This is a genomic window from Salmonella sp. SJTUF14076, assembly GCF_015534835.1.
GTDB lineage: Bacteria > Pseudomonadota > Gammaproteobacteria > Enterobacterales > Enterobacteriaceae > Salmonella > Salmonella enterica.
The window spans coordinates 2,140,606-2,160,759 of the sequence record NZ_CP064674.1 but is presented as its reverse complement, the minus strand read 5'-3'; the positions used below and the strand labels follow the sequence as shown (position 1 = coordinate 2,160,759).

Annotated in this window: 18 protein-coding genes and 5 pseudogenes; 8 read left to right on the top strand and 15 right to left on the bottom strand. The window is 49.1% G+C overall.

Annotated features, from left to right (window positions below; translation table 11 throughout):
- The first annotated feature begins 50 nt into the window (after positions 1–50).
- Positions 51–1,279, top strand: a protein-coding gene (locus tag HU143_RS10520; RefSeq protein WP_088895425.1) for an IS3-like element IS2 family transposase whose coding sequence is annotated in 2 segments (ribosomal slippage) — positions 51–366 and positions 366–1,279 — 1,230 coding nt in all. Because the reading frame shifts where the segments join, the coding sequence is not laid out codon by codon here.
- Positions 1,280–1,488: 209 nt separating this feature from the next.
- Here HU143_RS10520 and HU143_RS10515 read toward each other — a convergent pair.
- Positions 1,489–2,361 carry a hypothetical protein gene (locus tag HU143_RS10515; protein ID WP_000468111.1) on the bottom strand — a complete coding sequence of 291 codons (873 nt, stop codon included), beginning with the start codon at positions 2,359–2,361 and terminating at the stop codon, positions 1,489–1,491.
- Position 2,362: 1 nt separating this feature from the next.
- Positions 2,363–2,557, bottom strand: a complete 195-nt coding sequence (locus HU143_RS10510; RefSeq protein WP_000999224.1) for a helix-turn-helix transcriptional regulator — start codon at positions 2,555–2,557, stop codon at positions 2,363–2,365.
- Between the two features lie 123 nt (positions 2,558–2,680).
- Between HU143_RS10510 and HU143_RS10505 the strand changes: the two genes are divergently transcribed.
- On the top strand, positions 2,681–3,268 hold the full coding sequence (locus HU143_RS10505; protein WP_223541554.1) for a hypothetical protein: 588 nt from the start codon (positions 2,681–2,683) through the stop codon (positions 3,266–3,268).
- Positions 3,269–3,481: 213 nt separating this feature from the next.
- Here the strand turns inward: HU143_RS10505 and HU143_RS10500 are convergent, their stop codons facing one another.
- The 8 genes and pseudogenes from HU143_RS10500 to HU143_RS10470 all read right to left on the bottom strand — a co-directional run bounded on the left by HU143_RS10500 (position 3,482) and on the right by HU143_RS10470 (position 7,767).
- Positions 3,482–4,429, bottom strand: coding sequence for a tyrosine-type recombinase/integrase (locus HU143_RS10500; RefSeq protein ID WP_000213673.1), 948 nt, complete (start codon positions 4,427–4,429; stop codon positions 3,482–3,484).
- 76 nt (positions 4,430–4,505) lie between these two features.
- Positions 4,506–4,676, bottom strand: a complete 171-nt coding sequence (locus HU143_RS24535) for a DUF905 family protein (protein WP_229026486.1) — start codon at positions 4,674–4,676, stop codon at positions 4,506–4,508.
- Between the two features lie 84 nt (positions 4,677–4,760).
- A pseudogene (locus HU143_RS24530) lies at positions 4,761–5,123 on the bottom strand (TA system toxin CbtA family protein); the annotation flags it as partial.
- Positions 5,124–5,232: 109 nt separating this feature from the next.
- Positions 5,233–5,592 (bottom strand): type IV toxin-antitoxin system YeeU family antitoxin, encoded by a 360-nt coding sequence (locus HU143_RS10490; protein ID WP_019841938.1) that lies wholly within the window; start codon positions 5,590–5,592, stop codon positions 5,233–5,235.
- A 60-nt stretch (positions 5,593–5,652) separates the two neighbouring features.
- The gene (locus tag HU143_RS10485) at positions 5,653–6,084 is read right to left on the bottom strand and encodes a DUF2787 family protein (protein WP_001024425.1); all 432 of its coding nucleotides are present in this window, start codon (positions 6,082–6,084) and stop codon (positions 5,653–5,655) included.
- A 91-nt stretch (positions 6,085–6,175) separates the two neighbouring features.
- The gene (locus tag HU143_RS10480) at positions 6,176–6,664 is read right to left on the bottom strand and encodes a JAB domain-containing protein (protein ID WP_000142750.1); all 489 of its coding nucleotides are present in this window, start codon (positions 6,662–6,664) and stop codon (positions 6,176–6,178) included.
- Between the two features lie 22 nt (positions 6,665–6,686).
- Positions 6,687–7,229 carry a hypothetical protein gene (locus HU143_RS10475; RefSeq protein WP_000174655.1) on the bottom strand — a complete coding sequence of 181 codons (543 nt, stop codon included), beginning with the start codon at positions 7,227–7,229 and terminating at the stop codon, positions 6,687–6,689.
- Between the two features lie 157 nt (positions 7,230–7,386).
- Positions 7,387–7,767 carry a hypothetical protein gene (locus tag HU143_RS10470; protein WP_000093666.1) on the bottom strand — a complete coding sequence of 127 codons (381 nt, stop codon included), beginning with the start codon at positions 7,765–7,767 and terminating at the stop codon, positions 7,387–7,389.
- 120 nt (positions 7,768–7,887) lie between these two features.
- Between HU143_RS10470 and HU143_RS10465 the strand changes: the two genes are divergently transcribed.
- The 4 genes from HU143_RS10465 to HU143_RS10450 are packed head-to-tail and all read left to right on the top strand — an operon-like array spanning position 7,888 to position 9,595.
- Complete coding sequence (locus HU143_RS10465; RefSeq protein ID WP_001442951.1) at positions 7,888–8,157, top strand: helix-turn-helix domain-containing protein; 270 nt, start codon at positions 7,888–7,890, stop codon at positions 8,155–8,157.
- A gap of 12 nt (positions 8,158–8,169) precedes the next feature.
- On the top strand, positions 8,170–8,697 hold the full coding sequence (locus HU143_RS10460) for a hypothetical protein (protein WP_000108266.1): 528 nt from the start codon (positions 8,170–8,172) through the stop codon (positions 8,695–8,697).
- Between the two features lie 53 nt (positions 8,698–8,750).
- Positions 8,751–9,269, top strand: coding sequence for a hypothetical protein (locus HU143_RS10455; RefSeq protein WP_001232453.1), 519 nt, complete (start codon positions 8,751–8,753; stop codon positions 9,267–9,269).
- Positions 9,270–9,280: 11 nt separating this feature from the next.
- Entirely contained in the window at positions 9,281–9,595 is a 315-nt protein-coding gene (locus HU143_RS10450; RefSeq protein ID WP_000716184.1) for a hypothetical protein, read from the top strand.
- A gap of 306 nt (positions 9,596–9,901) precedes the next feature.
- Here the strand turns inward: HU143_RS10450 and rdrB are convergent, their stop codons facing one another.
- The 4 genes and pseudogenes from rdrB to HU143_RS10430 all read right to left on the bottom strand — a co-directional run bounded on the left by rdrB (position 9,902) and on the right by HU143_RS10430 (position 17,646).
- Positions 9,902–12,466, bottom strand: a complete 2,565-nt coding sequence (rdrB, locus tag HU143_RS10445) for an antiviral RADAR system adenosine deaminase RdrB (RefSeq protein ID WP_001442952.1) — start codon at positions 12,464–12,466, stop codon at positions 9,902–9,904.
- 3 nt (positions 12,467–12,469) lie between these two features.
- The gene (rdrA, locus tag HU143_RS10440) at positions 12,470–14,980 is read right to left on the bottom strand and encodes an antiviral RADAR system adenosine triphosphatase RdrA (protein WP_000136607.1); all 2,511 of its coding nucleotides are present in this window, start codon (positions 14,978–14,980) and stop codon (positions 12,470–12,472) included.
- Positions 14,981–14,998: 18 nt separating this feature from the next.
- Positions 14,999–16,040, bottom strand: a pseudogene (locus HU143_RS10435) (IS630 family transposase).
- 377 nt (positions 16,041–16,417) lie between these two features.
- A protein-coding gene (locus HU143_RS10430) for an IS3 family transposase (RefSeq protein WP_089541817.1) occupies positions 16,418–17,646 on the bottom strand; the annotation gives its coding sequence in 2 pieces (ribosomal slippage) (positions 16,418–17,331 and positions 17,331–17,646; 1,230 coding nt in all).
- 120 nt (positions 17,647–17,766) lie between these two features.
- Here HU143_RS10430 and HU143_RS10425 point away from each other — a divergent pair.
- Positions 17,767–18,134: pseudogene (locus HU143_RS10425) on the top strand (helix-turn-helix domain-containing protein); the annotation flags it as partial.
- Between the two features lie 68 nt (positions 18,135–18,202).
- On the opposite strand, the pseudogene HU143_RS10420 reads toward HU143_RS10425, so the two are convergent.
- Positions 18,203–19,258 (bottom strand): annotated as a pseudogene (locus tag HU143_RS10420) (IS3 family transposase).
- A gap of 81 nt (positions 19,259–19,339) precedes the next feature.
- Between HU143_RS10420 and HU143_RS10415 the strand changes: the two are divergent.
- A pseudogene (locus HU143_RS10415) lies at positions 19,340–19,530 on the top strand (TA system toxin CbtA family protein); the annotation flags it as partial.
- Positions 19,531–20,154 lie beyond the last annotated feature (624 nt).

The window sequence follows — 20,154 nt, the reverse complement described above, 5'->3', positions numbered from 1 at the left end:
AATAAGTGATAGTCTTAATACTAGTTTTTAGACTAGTCATTGGAGAACAGATGATTGATGTCTTAGGGCCGGAGAAACGCAGACGGCGTACCACACAGGAAAAGATCGCAATTGTTCAGCAGAGCTTTGAACCGGGGATGACGGTCTCCCTCGTTGCCCGGCAACATGGTGTAGCAGCCAGCCAGTTATTTCTCTGGCGTAAGCAATACCAGGAAGGAAGTCTTACTGCTGTCGCCGCCGGAGAACAGGTTGTTCCTGCCTCTGAACTTGCTGCCGCCATGAAGCAGATTAAAGAACTCCAGCGCCTGCTCGGCAAGAAAACGATGGAAAATGAACTCCTCAAAGAAGCCGTTGAATATGGACGGGCAAAAAAGTGGATAGCGCACGCGCCCTTATTGCCCGGGGATGGGGAGTAAGCTTAGTCAGCCGTTGTCTCCGGGTGTCGCGTGCGCAGTTGCACGTCATTCTCAGACGAACCGATGACTGGATGGATGGCCGCCGCAGTCGTCACACTGATGATACGGATGTGCTTCTCCGTATACACCATGTTATCGGAGAGCTGCCAACGTATGGTTATCGTCGGGTATGGGCGCTGCTTCGCAGACAGGCAGAACTTGATGGTATGCCTGCGATCAATGCCAAACGTGTTTACCGGATCATGCGCCAGAATGCGCTGTTGCTTGAGCGAAAACCTGCTGTACCGCCATCGAAACGGGCACATACAGGCAGAGTGGCCGTGAAAGAAAGCAATCAGCGATGGTGCTCTGACGGGTTCGAGTTCTGCTGTGATAACGGAGAGAGACTGCGTGTCACGTTCGCGCTGGACTGCTGTGATCGTGAGGCACTGCACTGGGCGGTCACTACCGGCGGCTTCAACAGTGAAACAGTACAGGACGTCATGCTGGGAGCGGTGGAACGCCGCTTCGGCAACGATCTTCCGTCGTCTCCAGTGGAGTGGCTGACGGATAATGGTTCATGCTACCGGGCTAATGAAACACGCCAGTTCGCCCGGATGTTGGGACTTGAACCGAAGAACACGGCGGTGCGGAGTCCGGAGAGTAACGGAATAGCAGAGAGCTTCGTGAAAACGATAAAGCGTGACTACATCAGTATCATGCCCAAACCAGACGGGTTAACGGCAGCAAAGAACCTTGCAGAGGCGTTCGAGCATTATAACGAATGGCATCCGCATAGTGCGCTGGGTTATCGCTCGCCACGGGAATATCTGCGGCAGCGGGCTTGTAATGGGTTAAGTGATAACAGATGTCTGGAAATATAGGGGCAAATCCACCGGATTACGCTCACTCAAGATCAAGCTTATCGTACACCCGCACTACATATCAGCTACACCCATCACCGTAACCGAGTCCCATTGATATTCACTGACTAGTGTTGATACACCCATATAGATATATATACCCATTGAGTGTATCAACTGATGGATTACATGCGTCTAAACGCTTATGGACATCCTGTCTTATGGACAAACTACTTACGGGTTCTCACCCCAGAGGTAAATGTCAGTCCAGTAAACCCCATCTCATCCTGCTTACATAACGCCCGTGCCAACAGAACAGGTGGCAGCCTGTGTTTGGGGGTACGGCGTTTTCCTGCCTCATCAGGATAAGGTCTTACTTCCAGCCACATCCCCTTGAAGCAGTATGTTACCTGCTCGTCAAAATCCTTCAGCTTCTGGCTTTTCATCGGCCGACTGATTATCCCCGCTCTGGCCCGCATATTTTTATCCCTCTTCATCGCCTTTCTTAGCGTTTTGAGCGCCCCCGTCTCTCTCGGCATCAGTAGATGCAGGTGAGGCATCCAGCGCTGGATATCGGTGTGAAAATCCAGCTCGTAGTCACCCACTATTTTGCCCGTAAATCCGGCTCTTTTTATCATCTTGTAGACCCGCTCCCGGAACTTCTTATGATCCCAGCGGCTGATCTCGTCTTCTTTCAGCATGGCATCGTAATAAACCAGCGTAACCACTCTGTACGCGCCCTTAGAGGCCCTCAGTGGGAGCAATTCAGTCAGCTTACGTAACCTGTGCAGGCGGAAACACTGTGGGCAGGCCGCGCTACCACATTGATGTTCTGGCATACAGCCCTCCAGTTTTCTCTTTAACCGAAACATCCGCCCTCGCCACTTTTTGTGTGCTTTTCTGACTTCTTTGCTCTCATCCTGATTATCATTCCTGTTCTGCCGCACAGCCTTTCGTATTGCTTTTATGCGGTACAGGCGTTCCTTCTCCATTTGCTCCCGGGTTTCAAAACCCGGAATGGTAAGAGCTAACTTTTCCAGTTGGCGCTCTTCTTCTGTCAGTGATGCATACACTGCTCGCGCAATACGGTTTGTACCAAACATATCAGCAACCTCCTCTGGTCCCACGGGAAGCAATCCACTCATTGACTTCACTTTCCAGCCAGGCCACCGCTCGTCCTCCTGTCAGGGATTTTTGGCGTGGGAAAGTCCCTTTTTCAATCATCCGGTACAGTGTGGCGCGGCTCACCGCACAGCGTTCCAGTACAGCCTGAATTTTGACCAGTTTCATATCATTCATGTTTCAACGTTCCTCAACAAGGAAAGGGAACGCGCTATTAACAAGATCCAAAATCGGGGCTCTGTGAGGGGGGTTGGGACGTCTACTGGCTCGTTTCATACCTATTTGTCGGGCCGACACTTTATGTCCATTGTCGGTCCGACAAAAGAGTCGTTAGAATGCTCAAAAATGAATGCATCAACGGGAGTTCGCGTGACAGGAAAAAGGCAGACCAGCCGCCAGAAACGGTCAGATAAAATGAGGAAAAATGCAGGATTGACTCAAGTGAAGGTTTACCTGGATGAAACCACTCTGCAGTTACTGGGGTTACTTCAGGAAAATATGTCAGAAGGTGATATGAAGGGTGATGAGGTCAATATGTTCCGTAGCATGGCTATAACGGCCAGTATCCACACCCTGGCAAAAGAACGACTGGGGGAACAAGAAGTATCGCATATGGTGATCAAGAACCTCGGTGCTGACTGCCCATCCGACGAAGCGACAAAAAACCCACGTAAGTTTCTTCTCCGGACGATGATTAACCACCTGTATGATAATGGCACACACAATCCGCACCGCCGTCGATTGTCAGAAGTGGCTGGAATTATGAATGAAAGCAGTTTCAGGAACCCGAAGAACAAAAAAGGGGGATGGAGTGAAAATGATATCAGTCACTATGTCAGCAATGACATAAAACTGGAAAATGATACCTCGGTTGATGTACCGGGCTAAGCAAATCTATACACCAATATATTTATCTCTGGAATACCCTGGTCGGGGAGCACGAATTAGTTATTCATCAGGGGTGGTGAGTTGGTCGTGCTTTCCCGGAAGCCAGGTGCGCCAACGCCAGTACTGGGTATACCTGTGGGCTATCAAAAATAGTCTCTGGCCCCGTTTGATGGTTTTAACCAACAGGCTGCGGTGGTCATCCCCCATGAAAGCTTACCAGCAACATAGCGCCCTGGAGGCTCTGTCTACAGCCTGCCTGCCCCTACAGTCATAGCGTGTGGTCGTGGATATATCCGCATGTCCTGCCAACTGGCGCACCACATTAATGTCCACTCCCTGCTCCAGCAGGCGGGTGATGAATGTCCGTCGCAGGTCGTGGGGGGTGAAGTAATCCACTTTTGCAGCTTCGCGTAACTGCGCCAACAGCCCTGTAAGACCCGTGGTGGTAAGCCGTTGTCGTCCTGGCTGCCCCGCACGACTGATGCGACTGAACAGCGGCCCGGCATGATACCCCCGGAGCTTCAGCCATCGCCGCAGTTGCATGCAGACTTTTCCGGAAAGGTGGATTTCCCGGATTTTGCGCCCCTTTCCCTGCCTGACAATCACGATCCCCGTGGCTACATCTATATCTCCCACGTCCAGGGCTACCAGTTCGGCGGCACGCAGACCTGCGCCACACAGAAGCAGCAAAATAGCCCGATTACGCTGGCAACGTACAGCGTCAGCCTTTCCGGCCGCCGCCAGCATGGCCCGAATTTCGGTCCTGTCCAACGCCCTGCCCAAGCGGGTGGCACTGCCAGTGACACGCCTGACTGAACGTATGCGCGTCAGTCTGTCAGCATCCAGAATCCCCATACTGAAAGCCGCTCCGGCAACCGATTTCAGCGCCGACAGCGCCATGTTCACCGTGGCAACAGCATAGCCCTCATCCAGCAGCACCGAGCGTACCCGCATCACGCTCGTGTAGTCCAACGTATGCCAGGGGTAGGTGTCGGGCTTCGCCCCCGGACGGAGGATACCGGCACATCGTCGGAGTAAGCTTTGCATCCCCCTGCGCCCGGCTGGCGTCAGGCTTGCCAGCCACAGCAATGCTGGGTTGATGGAGAGGGCATTTTGCGGGTGGATAGATGCCGCGCGTTTACCATTGCGGCTCGTGGTCATAATATCATCCTTATTATTGATAGTGGGATATCCCGGTCAGACCTGACCGGGAGTGAGGGTTAATATGTCTTCGTAGTCAGCGTTTTTTCACACCATAATGCTGAAGGTAGCGATTCAGGCTCCGACCAGCGCCAGTCTCAAAATTCCATGTCCGCCAGATAAGCTGCCCCACTGTGTCGCGTATCACCAACCGGAAGTGGGTATGCTGGTCATCCTCAATGGCGACATTGTTATACGTCGCAACCACAGCCTCTGCTTCCAAACGAGTAAACGAATCCGGGGGCAGTTGTGGCGTCTGTATTGTGGGCTCTGGTGCTGCGCGGTCAGGACGTGAATGCCGTCCCTGTGTGATGTGACTGACGGCTTGGTAACTGCCCTGCCTCAGAAGTCCGGTGGTCTTCCTTGCCCGGAGAATATCAATGGAGGTAATGTGCGGAGACTGGGGGATAAAGCTGGCATTACCTTGGTCTGTACGTACCAGGTCGTACTTTTCAACAATAGAATTCAGGGCCTCCGTCAGTGATATCCCTGCATCAATGTATGCCTGAATGGCACCTTTCCCGCTAAACGGCGTGTCGCTGAGAGTGAGTCCGTAGTGCTTCTCCAGCAAGTAAGCCAGCAGAGTGTGCCAGACATCAGCAGGGGACAGGCAGCACGATAGTGTCCGATTTGGTGAGACCGGTTGTTTTTTCATCACTGTATTCTCGCGGATAACATTGAAAAAGACGCGCGAACGTGAACATTAATTGAACGTCCGCACTTATTGGAATCCGTCGGCCAGACGGGTAAAAAGTGACTTCCATCTACTGTCCCGAAGACCGGGAAGCCATGGGATAAATGGCGATATACACGTAGCCACAGGAGCCGAGCGTGTTAGCCTCGCAGATCAGCCCTTCTACCTGTAGCGTGATCCCCTTCGCCCTGCGCGGGTCCAGTTCACCGGACAGCAGAATGCTTTCCATCTGCCTCATGAGCAGCGGAAATATCTGGTCCAGATGGCGTGCGTCTCTGTCGCTGAACGTACCGGTGAATTCAGCCCGGTCAGCCAGAAAATGCAGGCAGCCGCCCTCCTGCACCAGACGCGCCCCGAAGCATGGCGTCACGTTGCACTGTAGCCCCCACAGATGTGTGGGTGGCGTATCGTAGTCTTTCAGATCTGTCATGTCAGGTGTCCTCAAAAGTCGCACTGCCAGTGCATCAATCTGGCAATGCTGGGTAGTTCTTCAGCTTTCCCACAGCACGCGCGTGGTGTAGACCCCGCTGGCGTAGTAGCTCAGGAAGTTACGCTCCCACAGGCTGTAAAGCGCCCTTACTTCCGTTAGAGGCAAATCCCCCGTACAGTAGTGCCAGACATAGCCCTGCGACCAACTGATATCGATGATTTTCTCCAGCTCCGGGTAGACCGTGCCGACATAGCCAAAATCGGTGGCGTAGTCCAGGCACCACTCATCGCCCTGATGAATTAGCCGGATCTCCACCGGGTGATAACCCCCCCGCTCCACACTGTAGTCCGGGTCCCGGAAGTTGAATGTCACGGCGGTGATCCGATGTTTATGGGCGGGTATTTCGCCCGCCTCTGCCATCAGCAGTTCGTACAGTTGCAGACTGACAGGCAGCATAAAGCCTGCCGGCTGAATAACGGCATTGATGTTCAAGAGCAAAACCTCAGTGTTTACAGTTTAAAAAAACGTGAAGGGATAAAGCGGACGTGTCTTAGCGTGGATAATGTGTATTAAACCAGGTAACTCACAGTAGCCCGTGTTCAGCGAAAGACCAGGCTTTGTCGCCTCCCACAATGAGATGGTCGGTCACGCGGATATCCAGCAACGCCAGTGCGTCTGTAATTTTTTGGGTAATGAGTTTATCGGCCTGGCTCGGTTCAGGCTCACCACTGGGATGGTTATGCACCAGTATCACAGCAGCAGCGTTGTGCGTCAGTGCCAAGCTGACTATTTCGCGGGGATAAACCATCGTCTGGCTCAGCGTACCGATAAACAATGTCTGGTAGCCGAGAATATGATGTTGCTGTGAAAGCATTATCACACCAAAAGATTCACGGTTTTCAAGCGCCAGCTTCATCACCAGCCACTGACGTACATCTTCAGATGAGGTGATTTTTCGGCGATTGCGAAACTGGCGGGTCAGCAATGAATGGGCAAACCGGATAATCTGTTCGCGGGTAACCGGCTCCAGCGTCTGATAATGACCGCTACGATCACTTGCGATAAACGTCATGATGTACTCCTTACCTTTTAGTTCAGAATTCACGTTCAACAAAGTAAATGGCATCCGGCAGCAACGTATGGCGCTTCAGCTCAGGTTGTACTGAAAACGTGTCCTTTCGCTGGCTGCGTATCCCCAGGCTATCAAACAAAAACAACCGGGTAGCATCGGTACGAACCACCACTGACCAGTGCCATGTGGTCCCCATAATCACCACGCGCTGCGCCTGATTCTCCGGTGAAGCCAGCCAGTCGCTGATATCATGAAATATTCGGTGAGTTCTCAAGGTTCGATAACGGAAGGGAGTATGAAAATAGAGGGGATAATGTTGGGCGTAATGCCCTCTCAGCAGAACATCTGCTATCAGGTGGTCCATCTGCTCTTCATCCAGGCCAAGCGTCAGGAGATCAAATAAGTCCCATCGTCGCTTATAGCTGCTTAGCAGGCGGTACATTAATTTTTCCCGCCTTACCCTGCCGTCATAGAGGTAACTCAGGGTATTAATCAGGCTGTAGATGCCACACAAATAGTCATGCTGTCCCTGGCGGGACGCATGAACGTCTCGAGGAAGTGTCATTGTAAATTTCCGGGATAAGTGATGGCTGTGAACCAGCCGGAATGGTGGTGATACAGTGGCTGAGCGCATGATGGCAGCCACTGTATAAATTATAACAAAATCAATACATTAATGCAAGTGATTCTTGTTATCACTTATCCAGCGACTCCTTCACTTGTTACTGGTTAACGTCTCCTTCAGACAGGTCCCTTGCAACCTGAGCCAGAGCCTGCTGCAAAAGTTTATCCCTAGAGGCCGGTTTCATGGTACGGAACAACTGTATCCACAGGTTAAGCTGCTCGTCTGCTGAAGTATCTGCCGCATCCCGCTCACTTTTCAACGCCATCCCTGCCGCGCTGATATGGTACAGAAACCCCTTCCCACTGGTGCGTTTGCGGCGGATTTCCGGATGTAGGGCTGTGAGCTTTTCCAGACGTAGCCGCGCCCCTTTCGCTGTGCCCGGCATTCCTTCCATTCCGGCAAACTGCTCTGCTGTAAGCCACTCCCCACTGTCCGTCATTCCGGCATCACAGGGCTCAGTCATCTGTTCACTGCTCATAAAATTTCACCTCTTATCAAAGCGTTAGTTAAATGAGCGCAAATAACCACAAAAGGAACTTGATAACTTCCCTTTGTTCGCTTTTAATATCTCCGGTACTAACAACCCGGAGTGAATACATTGAGTAACTCAACAGATTCGCAAAAAAAGCGAAGTAAGGGAAGTGCTGTTAACTGGCACCGGGCAGATATTGTCGCCGCCCTGCATAAGCGGGGACTTTCCCTGTCAGCTCTCTCCCGGCAACACGGGCTGGCTTCCAGGACGCTGAATAACGCTTTTGAGCGCCACTATCCGCGGGCGGAAAAGATTATTGCGGAGGCACTGAACACTACGCCCGAAACCATCTGGCCTGAGCGCTATGCAGGTAGGTCTGTCAAAAACGAAAGCTGAAGGAAGCATGGTATGTCGACCACCATTACTGAAGTAACGGAATGCTTTGAGTACCTTTTTAGTTCCCTTTACCGGAAAGCATTTGTCAAAACCCTGCGCCTTAACGAATGCAGTGAACGGGAGTTGCTACCGCTGGTACGCTGCTACCTGCTGGGTTGGTTTGCCGACAGCGTCTCACCGGAAGTCCGGGGGAAACTGCCCGGCAGTATCTCCGGGCATGGCTATATTGATTTCGTCATTGACGATGTGGCGGTGGAGTTCGCCGTCCGTAAGCCAGGAGCCGCCCGTTCTGCACTGTCAGCCTCAGTCAACAGCACGGAAGTAAAGAAACTGATGAAGTATGACGGCAAAGCCCTGCTGGTACTGTTCGATTTTTCTGACACGCCCTATACCGAAGAACAGATTGAATCCTTCAGAAACTGGCCCTCCCTGGGCCGAGGCAACCATCGTAAATCCGCGTTCAATGTTGCGTATTTCTTTGTGGAAAAACGCAGCCCGCTGACACCCAGGAAAATCACCAGAAATATCCGCATCCGTTAACGGTAGCGCGCATAACGGATAATGAAAACGTCAATGAAAGGAGATCACCGAAGATGAGGAAAACCGCTGCCATGTTGCTTCTGGCATTTTCAGGTTGTGCCGGGGCAAAAACACTCCCCGCAGAAAATTTGCAGGGGCTGTATGAGGCTTATGCCACCCTGAATACCTGCCACCAGTATGGTTACACTGGCGATGAGGCCTTAACTGCACTGGACAAACTTATCCGCAGCAATCGCTATCAGGATAATAGCGGCAACATCATGACATTAACGAAGGACAATATTAACTATTACCATTCCCTTCAGGACCGCTTTATTCTTGAGCAGCAATTCAAAAGCGAAGGAATAAACCAGAGCGGTATCCGGCTCCAGATAAAAACCCTCTGCGACCAGATGAACGCCGCTGTTGGTGGGAAGTTGGGTGTGAAAACCCGTGTTATTTCACCGGATGACCTTCCCACCAGCGCAAAACCTGTTTTTGACAAACCGGTCACTAACAGTGCCCCGGCAATTCCGGAAGACCGACCGATGACATGGGACAACAGTCCGGTCCAGGGTATTCCGGTTCAGTGAGGGGTAACACCATGAAGAAGCATATTATTACCGCACTGCTCATCACAACAGTATCCGCTCCGGCGCTGGCAGCGTACCCGGTAAGCCAGCCTGCTCAGGCCGCAGAAGTGATGGTCAGTATATGCCAGCAGCAGCGTTCGGGTATGGACAAGAACCAGGCCATCCGTAAAGTCTATGGCACCGTAAGCGACTGGCCCATAGCTTCAACAACTGAAGTTGCTGCTGCGATGGATGAAGGATGGAATTTTGCTGTACAAAATCCAGAGATAAGTTGCGACAAAATTCATCCCATGATGATTGACATGCTGGATGGGAAAAAGGATTGAGAAACCAAGCTTAACTTAAGTTGGCAAAACTAATCTGCATCAATTAAAATTTTACATAGCAATGTGCCCTCCAGCAGGGCACAATTATTATAAACCGTCTGCTATGAGCTGTGAGTTCAATGGGTCGATGCAACGCTATTCTTAAATGAGAAGGACATTGACCGACTACGGTCAATAAAACAGTTTGAAGCAAAATCAGATCGCCTCAGCCCCTATCGTTCAGCATGATTTTCCTGGAGAAAAGCGGTTTTGTGGCGGACCTGAACGGGCCGCCAGGTAAAACTCTGCTGCGAGAAAGAGGCCACATCAGGCGGTGTGGTTGCCATCATCTTGCATGAGATGGTTGGCTCGAAAGACCATCATCCCTTTTTGTCGAATAGCGTCAATCCACAAATCTGCCATCCACGAGTTGATGCCATAATGCTGGATACAACATTCACGTATCAGCCGGTGTTCGTTCGCAATGGTAGTTGGCATCAAGGCGCTGTCATCCGTATTTAAACACACCGCCAGCGGCCCGCTGCGCAGGCCGTATTGGTTAAATTTTCCGCCGGTCGCCAACCATTCTGGATTAGGTGGATTCCAGCGAAAAAGCGGGTGTTCGTGATATTTCTCAAACCGACCAATATAAATATTTGAGGTTGGGCAGGCTTCAAACACTAAACCAAGACGGCTGTATTTTTCGGTTAGGTAATCCTGAATGGCTTCATACAGCTTAAGCTCCCCCTGAGAAATGAAATCCTCATCTTCAGACAGGGGCGACAAATAGCTCTCAGTATCGTTAGGACAACAGTTAATGCAAATAATCCGGTTGGCGGGCTCCTTTTCATGCAAACCGCTGTTGAGATAGCGTTGCCATAAACGATAAGCAGTGACATTTTTCACTGACGGCGTATGATCTTCCTGCAACGCATCCCAGTCAGGGGCCCATTCCAGCCTATTCGCGCTGACGGACTCCAAGTTAGCATAATCAGGCCAATTGCGGCGCAGCAGCCACGCCTGATAAAGTAAGTTAGGCGTATAGATATCTTTAAATATCCGCTGCGACCAGTGATGAATTTTATCGCGCAATTCATGCATTACGGGGATGTGCGCCGCCGTATGTTGTGACAGCTTAACCGCCTGATGATAGGCCCAAACAAGATTGTCGATATGCTGCCCAGCAGTGATGTAGGCGCGTTTTTGTTCACGCGCCCATTTTATGGCATCGACACCTAAGGCTAATCCGTGGCCAATGCGGTCTCCTTCGCCCAGTTGGCAAAATTCTACCGCTTCATCGATCGCCCTCAAACCACACAATAAATGTCCATAATCTTCTCCAGCATGGACTGTAATAAACGGCCTTGGCAGCCTGATCGACCAATGCTCACCGGCTGAATATTTCGCCGCACGCAAAACCCGGAGCGCGGGCGCGAACACTTCAATGGGCAAATCATTTTCATTACCTGCGACATCGTAACCGCGCACCAATTTACGCACGTCAATATTGGTACCCGGCGCGGTTATGTCAGGTTGATAGACCGTATGTTGCATGCTTAATGAGGTAGAGAATTTTTCAAATTCCCTGACCAGTTGGAACAATTTCCCGCGCGTCGCTTCGACACGTTTATCGGTACGTTTAGCACCAGCCAAGCGCCTACTGAAATGCACTACAATGTGTGCATGTTCGGCTTTATTAATTGCATCATGCTGAGTGAAAAAATCCGTCAACTGATGGTGGTAAATATTCGGTTTTTTCTTTCGACCAACTAAAAAGTCAGAGCCAACGCGATACTCTCGATAAACAGACGGCTTGTTATCAAAATTCACCGTATCGTTAAATTTTTTCTCGCGCTGCACCCCCATGCGCGCTGCACCAAAAAAATCCATAAATTGCCCTAGGCCCAACGAAGAAACAACCATATAATTACGTAGAATATTACAACCACGTATCAAATTATTCAGGACTAACTGATAGCTGGGTTGTTCTTTTCCCACCATTAAGCCGAAGCAAAACAGCAGCCATTTAGCATGACCTGTCAGGTCATTATCCGTCGATAAAGACAGAATCCGCTGCTGAGCCGTGGCGGGTTGATAGAAGCTTTTTATATCGTCCAGCGTTAATAGCTGGTCGCCGGTTAGATGACTGCTTAAATCTAATGATAATTGGCCGTGGTCAATAGATGCTTGATGGTTAAATATCAGTTTTAACAACGATGAGGTATAAGCACAAAGCCAATGTGGAAGGTTTTCTTTCTGCAGGCGCTGGCTTTCGAAATAGGTATATTCCTGACGATAAGGCCATTTAAAACCGTCATGCACAACGTGCGAACGTTCAATAAAGCTCAGCATGGATAACGAAGTATACCCATGACCGTTAAAGTGTACGTGGTTATCTGCATAATGGACATCGTTGTTTTCAACTGGAAATGCAAACGGACATTGATTACCGGTTAACAAGACCGTCACGTCGCGTTCAGACAGCACGCTACTGTGATATAACTCCGCGTAGCCCGCTGCGATGATCCATGCGGGATCGAATACGGAACAGAGCATCAGCCAGGACTCTAATTGCTCACGTTTTACCTCGAAGCCATTGCCCCGCCAGACCAGAAAACGCTGTACTAATTTCTTGATAACAAAACGATGTGGTTCCTCGCTGGCACCTGCGCGCCAGCATTGCAAGCTGTTGGCAATATCTTCTTTACGCAAACGTCCGCCGAAATAAAACTGATAATCCAATGCGGCCCGAGCAATGCTTTCTTCTTCCCCCGATGATGCTTCAACATCACGTTTTCCGGCATCAATATGATGAGTAATATGGTGATAAAATAATCGGTCAGACGCCATGTAGACCGTGGGTATCAACCAATGCGGATCCTGATTGTACATGGTTTAGTTATCCGCCTGCTGGTTGGTGCCTTGTTCCAATCCACGATACAGCCGGGCAATTTGTGATGTGCCATGAACCAAAGGACGGATGTTGGGATTGGCAAGCATCTGGTGTTGCATAGAGCTGGCCATTTGCCGATTTGCAGTGGCCCACTCCCGTACTTCGGCCATTCTTATCGTGCTATTACCGGAGTTTTTAAAATAGAAATCTTTCATTTCTTCAAAATCCATATGTAGAAAAATATTATCGTCGGTGGCTAAACTGCTGGCCGCATCCCCAATCGGATACGCTTTCTCTGTCTTAATATTAAAGATAGGATGGCACCACATCGCGACAGCCAGTTTCGCAACCGGACTATTGCCTGACTGGATAATATTAACCTTCCCCTCCTCTATCTCAACGTTCATAACGCCAGCCATATTTCGTGATAACGTCCGGTCATATTTAGAAAACTCGCTAAAGCTGCGCACGATAGACGCGCGGGCGCCGGTCGCAACGTTGGTATTCACCACCAACCCATCTTTAGTAAACGTGAGCAGAGCATTGATGAAGATATATTCAAAGCGGCGTGATAAATCGGACAGAAACTCTTCTCTGGCCATTTTCCTGTCCGTCAAATTGATACGTAAAACGGACAACTGCGAAAACACTTTATTAAAGACCACGCTGAGTAACGGAATAAAGTTTTTACCCTTAAGCTCCATCACCTGGCGTTCTTTCACCCACGCATATGTTTCGTTGATAAGCTTATCAATCTCAGCCGTGTAATCGACCGGATTATCCTGATAGTGCGTCTCCCCCTCTTCTTCATTGATCTCTTTAGTGTGGTTCATTGAAAAAATAGAGTAAAAAGGCGCTCGGAAGAACAGATTTCTGAAGAGGCCTTTGAATTTCTCTTTTTCGAAAAATGTCTCTGGAAGGTTGCCGGTAACCGCCAGTAATGACCATGACAAAAATTCAAAGGCGCGGCTAAAAAAGACGTGATAGCGCCGGTTTAGTTGACGGCTGTAGTAGTCGTGATGTGTGTATAGTGCCAGCAGTATAGCGCTGTCCTGAGGATTACTTGCAACCGGCGTACGAATGTACATCGGCTCCATGATGAACTCAAGCGGGGGCATGCTGCGTAATATTCCCACTAAATTCAGTGAATTAAGTATATCGTAATTGGTTTCATGGGCTTTCATCTTCGAGATCATTTCTAATTGCTGACTGAGGAGATCTTTTTCCGCCCAGCTATAGCGATCAGCTTGCAGTTTAGGATTGAAGGCAATCAGCTTTGTAAAATCAAATTGTGTGGCTGACTGGAAGCCCAGAATTGCCAAATAGCTTTCGATATTGGTGGCAGACACACCATCTTCATGTTCCTCTGCCCAGCTTAAATATTTTCGCCAGACATCAATCTCATTGGGTGTCTCTTCAGATAATAATTTAGGCGGAAGTGTGCGAATCAACTGAGTGGCTTCACGCGCGCTGATCGGCTGTGGCCACTGTGTGCTGCGTTCTTGGCCATTGCACAGCGCATAAAATTTCTCTTTTAGCTGTGTTTCATACTGTGAAAATGAGATGCTTTTTTCTTGCCTGACTTCATTGTTTTCATCCTGATAGCGGATCACCAGCTTGTTCAGCAATTCATTAATCGGCTGTAGCGGCAAGCGGGAATGCCCGGGAAATATTTTTGTTAAATACGATTTTGATAACTGTTCGGAAATGGTGCCAGCGCCGTAGCCTCTACCGTAACCCTGAGAGAAGGACTGCGTGGTGACGTAACGATAGAGATCTTCATCCCCGCTAACAAGAGGCAGGATCAGTGGGCAAGATAATAAACAACGAATATCATCCAGCACCGCAAAGGCGTTATCGATTTTCATATCAACGTCATCAATCGGTAAAACTAGGGCATCGCAATCTAACAGGTTAACGCTGGCAACTAAAAACAGGTGAAAGTAGCGTTCGAGGTGAATGCCAGAACGGTACTTCTGAATACGATCGATACCGCGTAGTTCATCAATTTCCTGCGGTTTTCCCAACGCACCTGACAATGTTTTAAGCGCATGGAAAAAATCGTCTTTTACGGTTTGTCTGATATCAGGATGTTTTAAATTATCTTCAACTGCAGCATAGACAGAGGCAATAATAACTTCGGAAAACCGATCGTCGATATCTAACAGTGTCGGATCGATTACATCAATAAAATGTAATTTTGGACTACTTGGGAATTTTTCCCGATAATCATTCCATACGGCTTGAGCGTTACGCAGAAAAACCGTTTTCCCTGCCCCACGTGCACCGCTGATAAAAATAGCATGATGGTAGCTAGTCAGGCGGGCATAATTATTTTGTTTAAGATGTTCTTTGTATTTCCGCGAGTCAAAACCCATTCTGATCAGGTTTTCAATCAGCTTGCTATTTGCCTGAACTTGCCATAACTCACGCTCATTACTTTGTGTTGCACCTGGATTAAATGCGTCATGATATTCAGGTGCATCAAGATTAAGAATGATTTTTTCAGTCATAATTCCCTCTATACTCAATTAACTTGAAGATGCATTTTTCATCTTCTGGAAGTGATCATTAATACGACACGACAGGCTCCCGGCAAGTCCCGGTAAGGTATCACTGAAGAAGTGGTGTATATTCTCCTTAAATTCCTTTGCCGTGGCGAAGTAATAATTGTTTCTCACCAGCTCATTCATTACCTTCCATAACCGCTCTATCGGGTTAAGATTGGGGCTGTATGGCGGCAGCCAGTGAAGCTCTATATTCATCACTACCGCCCAGTCCTGTACCAGTTCCGCACGGTGATAGCCTGCGCCGTCAAGGATAATATGCACTTTCTGCGTTACTGGATACGCTTCCCGGATGGCGATAAAGAACTGACAGATACTCAGGCTGTTGATGGTGTCATACTCCCTGATCACCGTACTGCCGATGTCGTTCAGGTTCAGGGCTCCCATGATGTTCAGGCGGGTACGACTGCCCGTGGTTTCCACTACCTGGGCTTTCTTCCCGGCGGGCATCCAGCCATACGCCAGCTTTGTTCCCTGCGTCGGGTGAACACCATCAATGAACAATGAACAGGATGGGTTCATCGTCACCGGCTTCCTGTTTCAGCTTTTCGTACGTTTCCACGAACGCCTGCTGCGCTTGTGTACTGCATTTATGTGGAACGCCAACAGGTTTTCTGTAGCTGAAGCCATTGCGGTGCAGCCATTTGGTCATACCCGCAACGGTATAGCGGACGCCCCACCACTCATCAACCATTTCAATGATGGCCAGAGTGGTTGGCATAAGGTTATTCGTCAGATATTCAGTAAGTTCAGCCGTTTGCGCCTCACTGAGATGGCTGTCAGAACCCCCATTTTCGGGCATCAGTTTACCCTTGTTCAGGTACTCGCTGATATGCCGTTGCACAGTGGTCTCATGAAGACGAAGAGCCTGAGCAATCATGGGGACGCTCCAGTCCTCAGAAGCCAGAAGGATAGCTTTAATACGATCGCATTCTCTCTTATCGCGGCATGCACGATGGAGGAATTCAAGTTCTGCCTTTTGTCCGGCGGTGAGTTCAACTTTCATGTTAAAGATATTGGGGATGTTCATGAAAAATCAAGCATCTTCAAAGACGATGGGTATATATTTAAATAATTTATCTGTTTTATATAGATATTACTATTGCGTAGTCTTAGTGCATGGTGAAGTTTATAGCCTCATTTCGGATAATACCATAAAAATGATTGTTGAGTGCAATTTTTCTTATCAGATAATTTTTCATAATATTCATTTCTGGCACAAAAGAATATTGTTCGGCTATTATTGGTCGCTAAATAGCTGCGCGGAATAGTAGATCACTTAAAGGGAACTCAGCCCGGATTGTGCGTTCTGATCAATCGCCAAATCAAAACAAATCACCAACCGGACTGAGCGATGCCGATCATAACACCCTGGATTTGCCCCTATATTTCCAGACACCTGTTATCACTTAACCCATTACTGGCCTGCTGCCGCAGATATTCCCGTGGCGAGCGATAACCCAGTGCACTATGCGGATGCCATTCGTTATAATGCTCGAACGCCTCTGCAAGGTTCTTTGCTGCCGTTAACCCGTCTGGTTTAGGCATGATACTGATGTAGTCACGCTTTATCGTTTTCACGAAGCTCTCTGCTATGCCGTTACTCTCCGGACTCCGCACCGCCGTGTTCTTCGGTTCAAGCCCCAACATCCGGGCAAACTGCCGTGTTTCATTAGCCCGGTAGCATGAACCATTATCCGTCAGCCACTCTACTGGAGACGCCGGAAGCTCGTTGCCGAAGCGGCGTTCCACCGCTCCCAGCATGACGTCCTGTACTGTTTCACTGTCGAAGCCGCCCGTAGTGACTGCCCAGTGCAGTGCCTCACGGTCACAGCAGTCCAGCGCGAACGTGACTCGCAGTTTTTCTCCGTTATCACAGCGGAACTCGAACCCGTCAGAGCACCATCGTTGATTGCTTTCTTTCACGGCCACTTTGCCAGTATGTGCCCGTTTCGATGGCGGTACAGCGGTTTTTCGCTCAAGCAACAGCGCATTCTGGCGCATGATCCGGTAAACACGTTTGGCATTGATCGCAGGCATACCATCAAGTTCGGCCTGTCTGCGAAGCAGCGCCCATACCCGACGATAACCATACGTGGGCAGCTCTCCGATAACATGGTGTATACGGAGAAGCACATCCGTATCATCTGAGTGACGGCTGCGGCGACCATCTTTCCAGTCATCGGTTCGTCTGAGAATTACGTGCAACTGCGCACGCGACACCCGGAGACAACGGCTGACTAAGCTTACTCCCCATCCCCGGGCAATAAGGGCGCGTGCGCTATCCACTTTTTTGCACGCCCGTATTCAACGGCTTCTTTAAGGAGTTCATTTTCCATCGTTTTTTTGCCGAGCAGGCGCTGGAGTTCTTTAATCTGCTTCATGGCAGCAGCAAGTTCAGAGGCAGGAACGACCTGCTCTCCTGCGGCCACAGCAGTAAGACTTCCCTCCTGGTATTGCTTGCGCCAGAGAAATAACTGGCTGGCTGCCACACCGTGTTGCCGGGCAACAAGGGAGACCGTCATTCCCGGTTCAAAACTCTGCTGAACAATAGCGATCTTTTCCTGTGTAGTACGCCGTCTGCGTTTCTCCGGTCCTAAGACATCAATCATCTGCTCTCCAATGACTAGTCTAAAAACTAGTATTAAGACTATCACTTATTTAAGTGATATTGGTTGTCTGGAGATTCAGGGGGCCAGTCTACACCCATTCCCCGTGACGAACGACGTCAGATGCAGAAAGCTATCCATAAAACATGCGATAAAAATTATGCCCGCAGACTAATCGCTATGCGGATGCTGCACGGGGTGAGCGGGTCAGTTATGTTGCCAGAACGCTCTGTTGCGCCCGTTCATCCGTTGGACGCTGGATTAACTGGTTCACGTTGTCGAGTGCGGAAGGCCTGGAATCCTTACCTGCAGAATGCTCCCGACGCTGGCCTTTTGAGCATATCTGCACCCTGTTACGTGAACTGATAAAACACTTTCCCGGTGATTTTGGTTATCAACGCTCATGCTGGAGTACAGAACTACTGGCGATAAAAATCAACGAAATAACAGGGTACCAGTTACACGCCGGAACCGTTCGTCGCTGGTTGCCCTTGTAAATAGACCCGCTTTAGTTCCATGCATTTTTTGAGATCCCGGCCAAATAATGGTGTTGTCGATATTACTCCGGTGTCATATTGTTCAGTGATTCATGCGGGCGTTCACAGTTATATTCTGACAACCATTTTTCCATGATTTCCCGCACTTCATTCAGCGTTCTGAACAGATAAAAATCGAGTATTTCCGTTCAGTATGTCCGGTTAAAGCGCTCAATGAAAGCGTTCTGCGTCGGCTTACCCGGCTGGATAAATTCCAGTTTTACTGCATATTTCTCTGCCCATTCAGCCAGCGCCAGAGAGATAAATTCCGGTCCGTTATCCATGCGAAGCATGGCCGGATAGCCACGGTTTGTCGCGATCCTGTCGAGTACACATACCACTCGCAAAGCTGACAGATTCAGATCGATTTCAATCGACAACACCTCACGGTTAAAGTCATCGACGACATTGAACGTGCGAAAACGACGGTTACAGACCAGGGCATCATGCATAAAATCGACAGACTAGCTCTGGTTCAGCGCTTCCGGTGTGGCCAGTGGTAAGGGATTGCGTACCGGCAGGCGTTGTTTGCCCTTACGGCGAAAATTCAGCTTCAGCAGACAGTAAATACGATGGATCCTTTTGTGGTCCACTACAACCTGCCGCCGCAGAACCTGGAAGAGATTCGGAAATTCGTATCGTGGGTATCGCTCTGCCACTGCCTGCAGCGCGGCAATAACGGGGTCATCACGCGTGGTATCCAGGCGGTAATGGTAAACCGTTCTGCTCAGGTTCAGACTACGGTAGGCCTGACGGATACTGAGTCCAAACGTCGTTATCAGATGAGTAACCAGCTCACGCTTAAAGGCTGGTTTTAAAACTTTTTTCGATAACGTCTTTCAGCGCCCGGTTCTCAAGGCTCAGGTCGGCAAACATCTGTTTGAGACGTCGGTTCTCGTCCTCAAGGTCCTTGATCTTTTTAATATCAGAAGCCTCCATACTCCCGTATCTGGACTTCCAGTTGAGCAGGTGGCTTCAGAAATACCGGCTTCCCGGCAGACATCTTTAACAGTTCGTCCGGCTTCAACCGACTTAATCACAGCGATGATCTGATGCTCAGCAAAACGGGCTTTACGCATAGCGATCTCCTTCGTTGGCAGATTGATTATGCCGGATGATCTCTAAATGTGAATGGCACGATTATGCGGGATGGTTACACTGGTATCTCACTCAGAAACGCTGTGGCTTTTATCGTTGAAAAATATGAGCTGGTACGTACTGACCGTAATGGATTTACGATTATGGAGCAGTCTGCAGTATCGACATTCTTCGTGCACGCCGGGCCAGCGGATTGATGAAACGTCAGAGTTATAAATCCATCAGCAATATCACTACTGACCACCTTCGCTAGGAGCGACATTTATGATAATGATCCCAGCCCCACCCGAAAAATATGCTTCTGTAGCCCATACATAACTCTTCATTCTCCTAATCCCATCACCCGCACCAGTCCTTCTAATGCTGGCGTTTTTTTGTTCGTACATAAACACAGCTATAGCTATTCCCGCTACTAATAGCGGGAATAGCTATAGCATGAATTTTATTCGTAAAAATCAGGGAGAAATTAACCCAGCGTTTGGCTAGCTGCCTGAGGAAAACTCGATAGCTAAGAAGGATTTTACGTTGATCAATGTAGATTAAATTTACTTACACCAGCCGTTACATAGATTAAGGTTGGCTTGTAAAAAGAAGGAGGTTATTTAGCTAACCACTTGATTTAAATGGGACAATAGGAGTCGAACCTACGACCTTCGCATTACGAATGCGAGCCAGTTCGAAAATGAGTATAACTATGAGTACATAAAAAACAAATAATTAATAAAAATATATTAATCAATATGATATCACATAAGTTACGGTTCAACGTCTAAGTAAAAATTGTTGTCTTATGAGGTTTTGCTGAATCTCATAAGAGGCAAAGAAACTCATAAAATCCACGCAGCCGCGTGGATTTTTTATTTCATAATATCTCAAC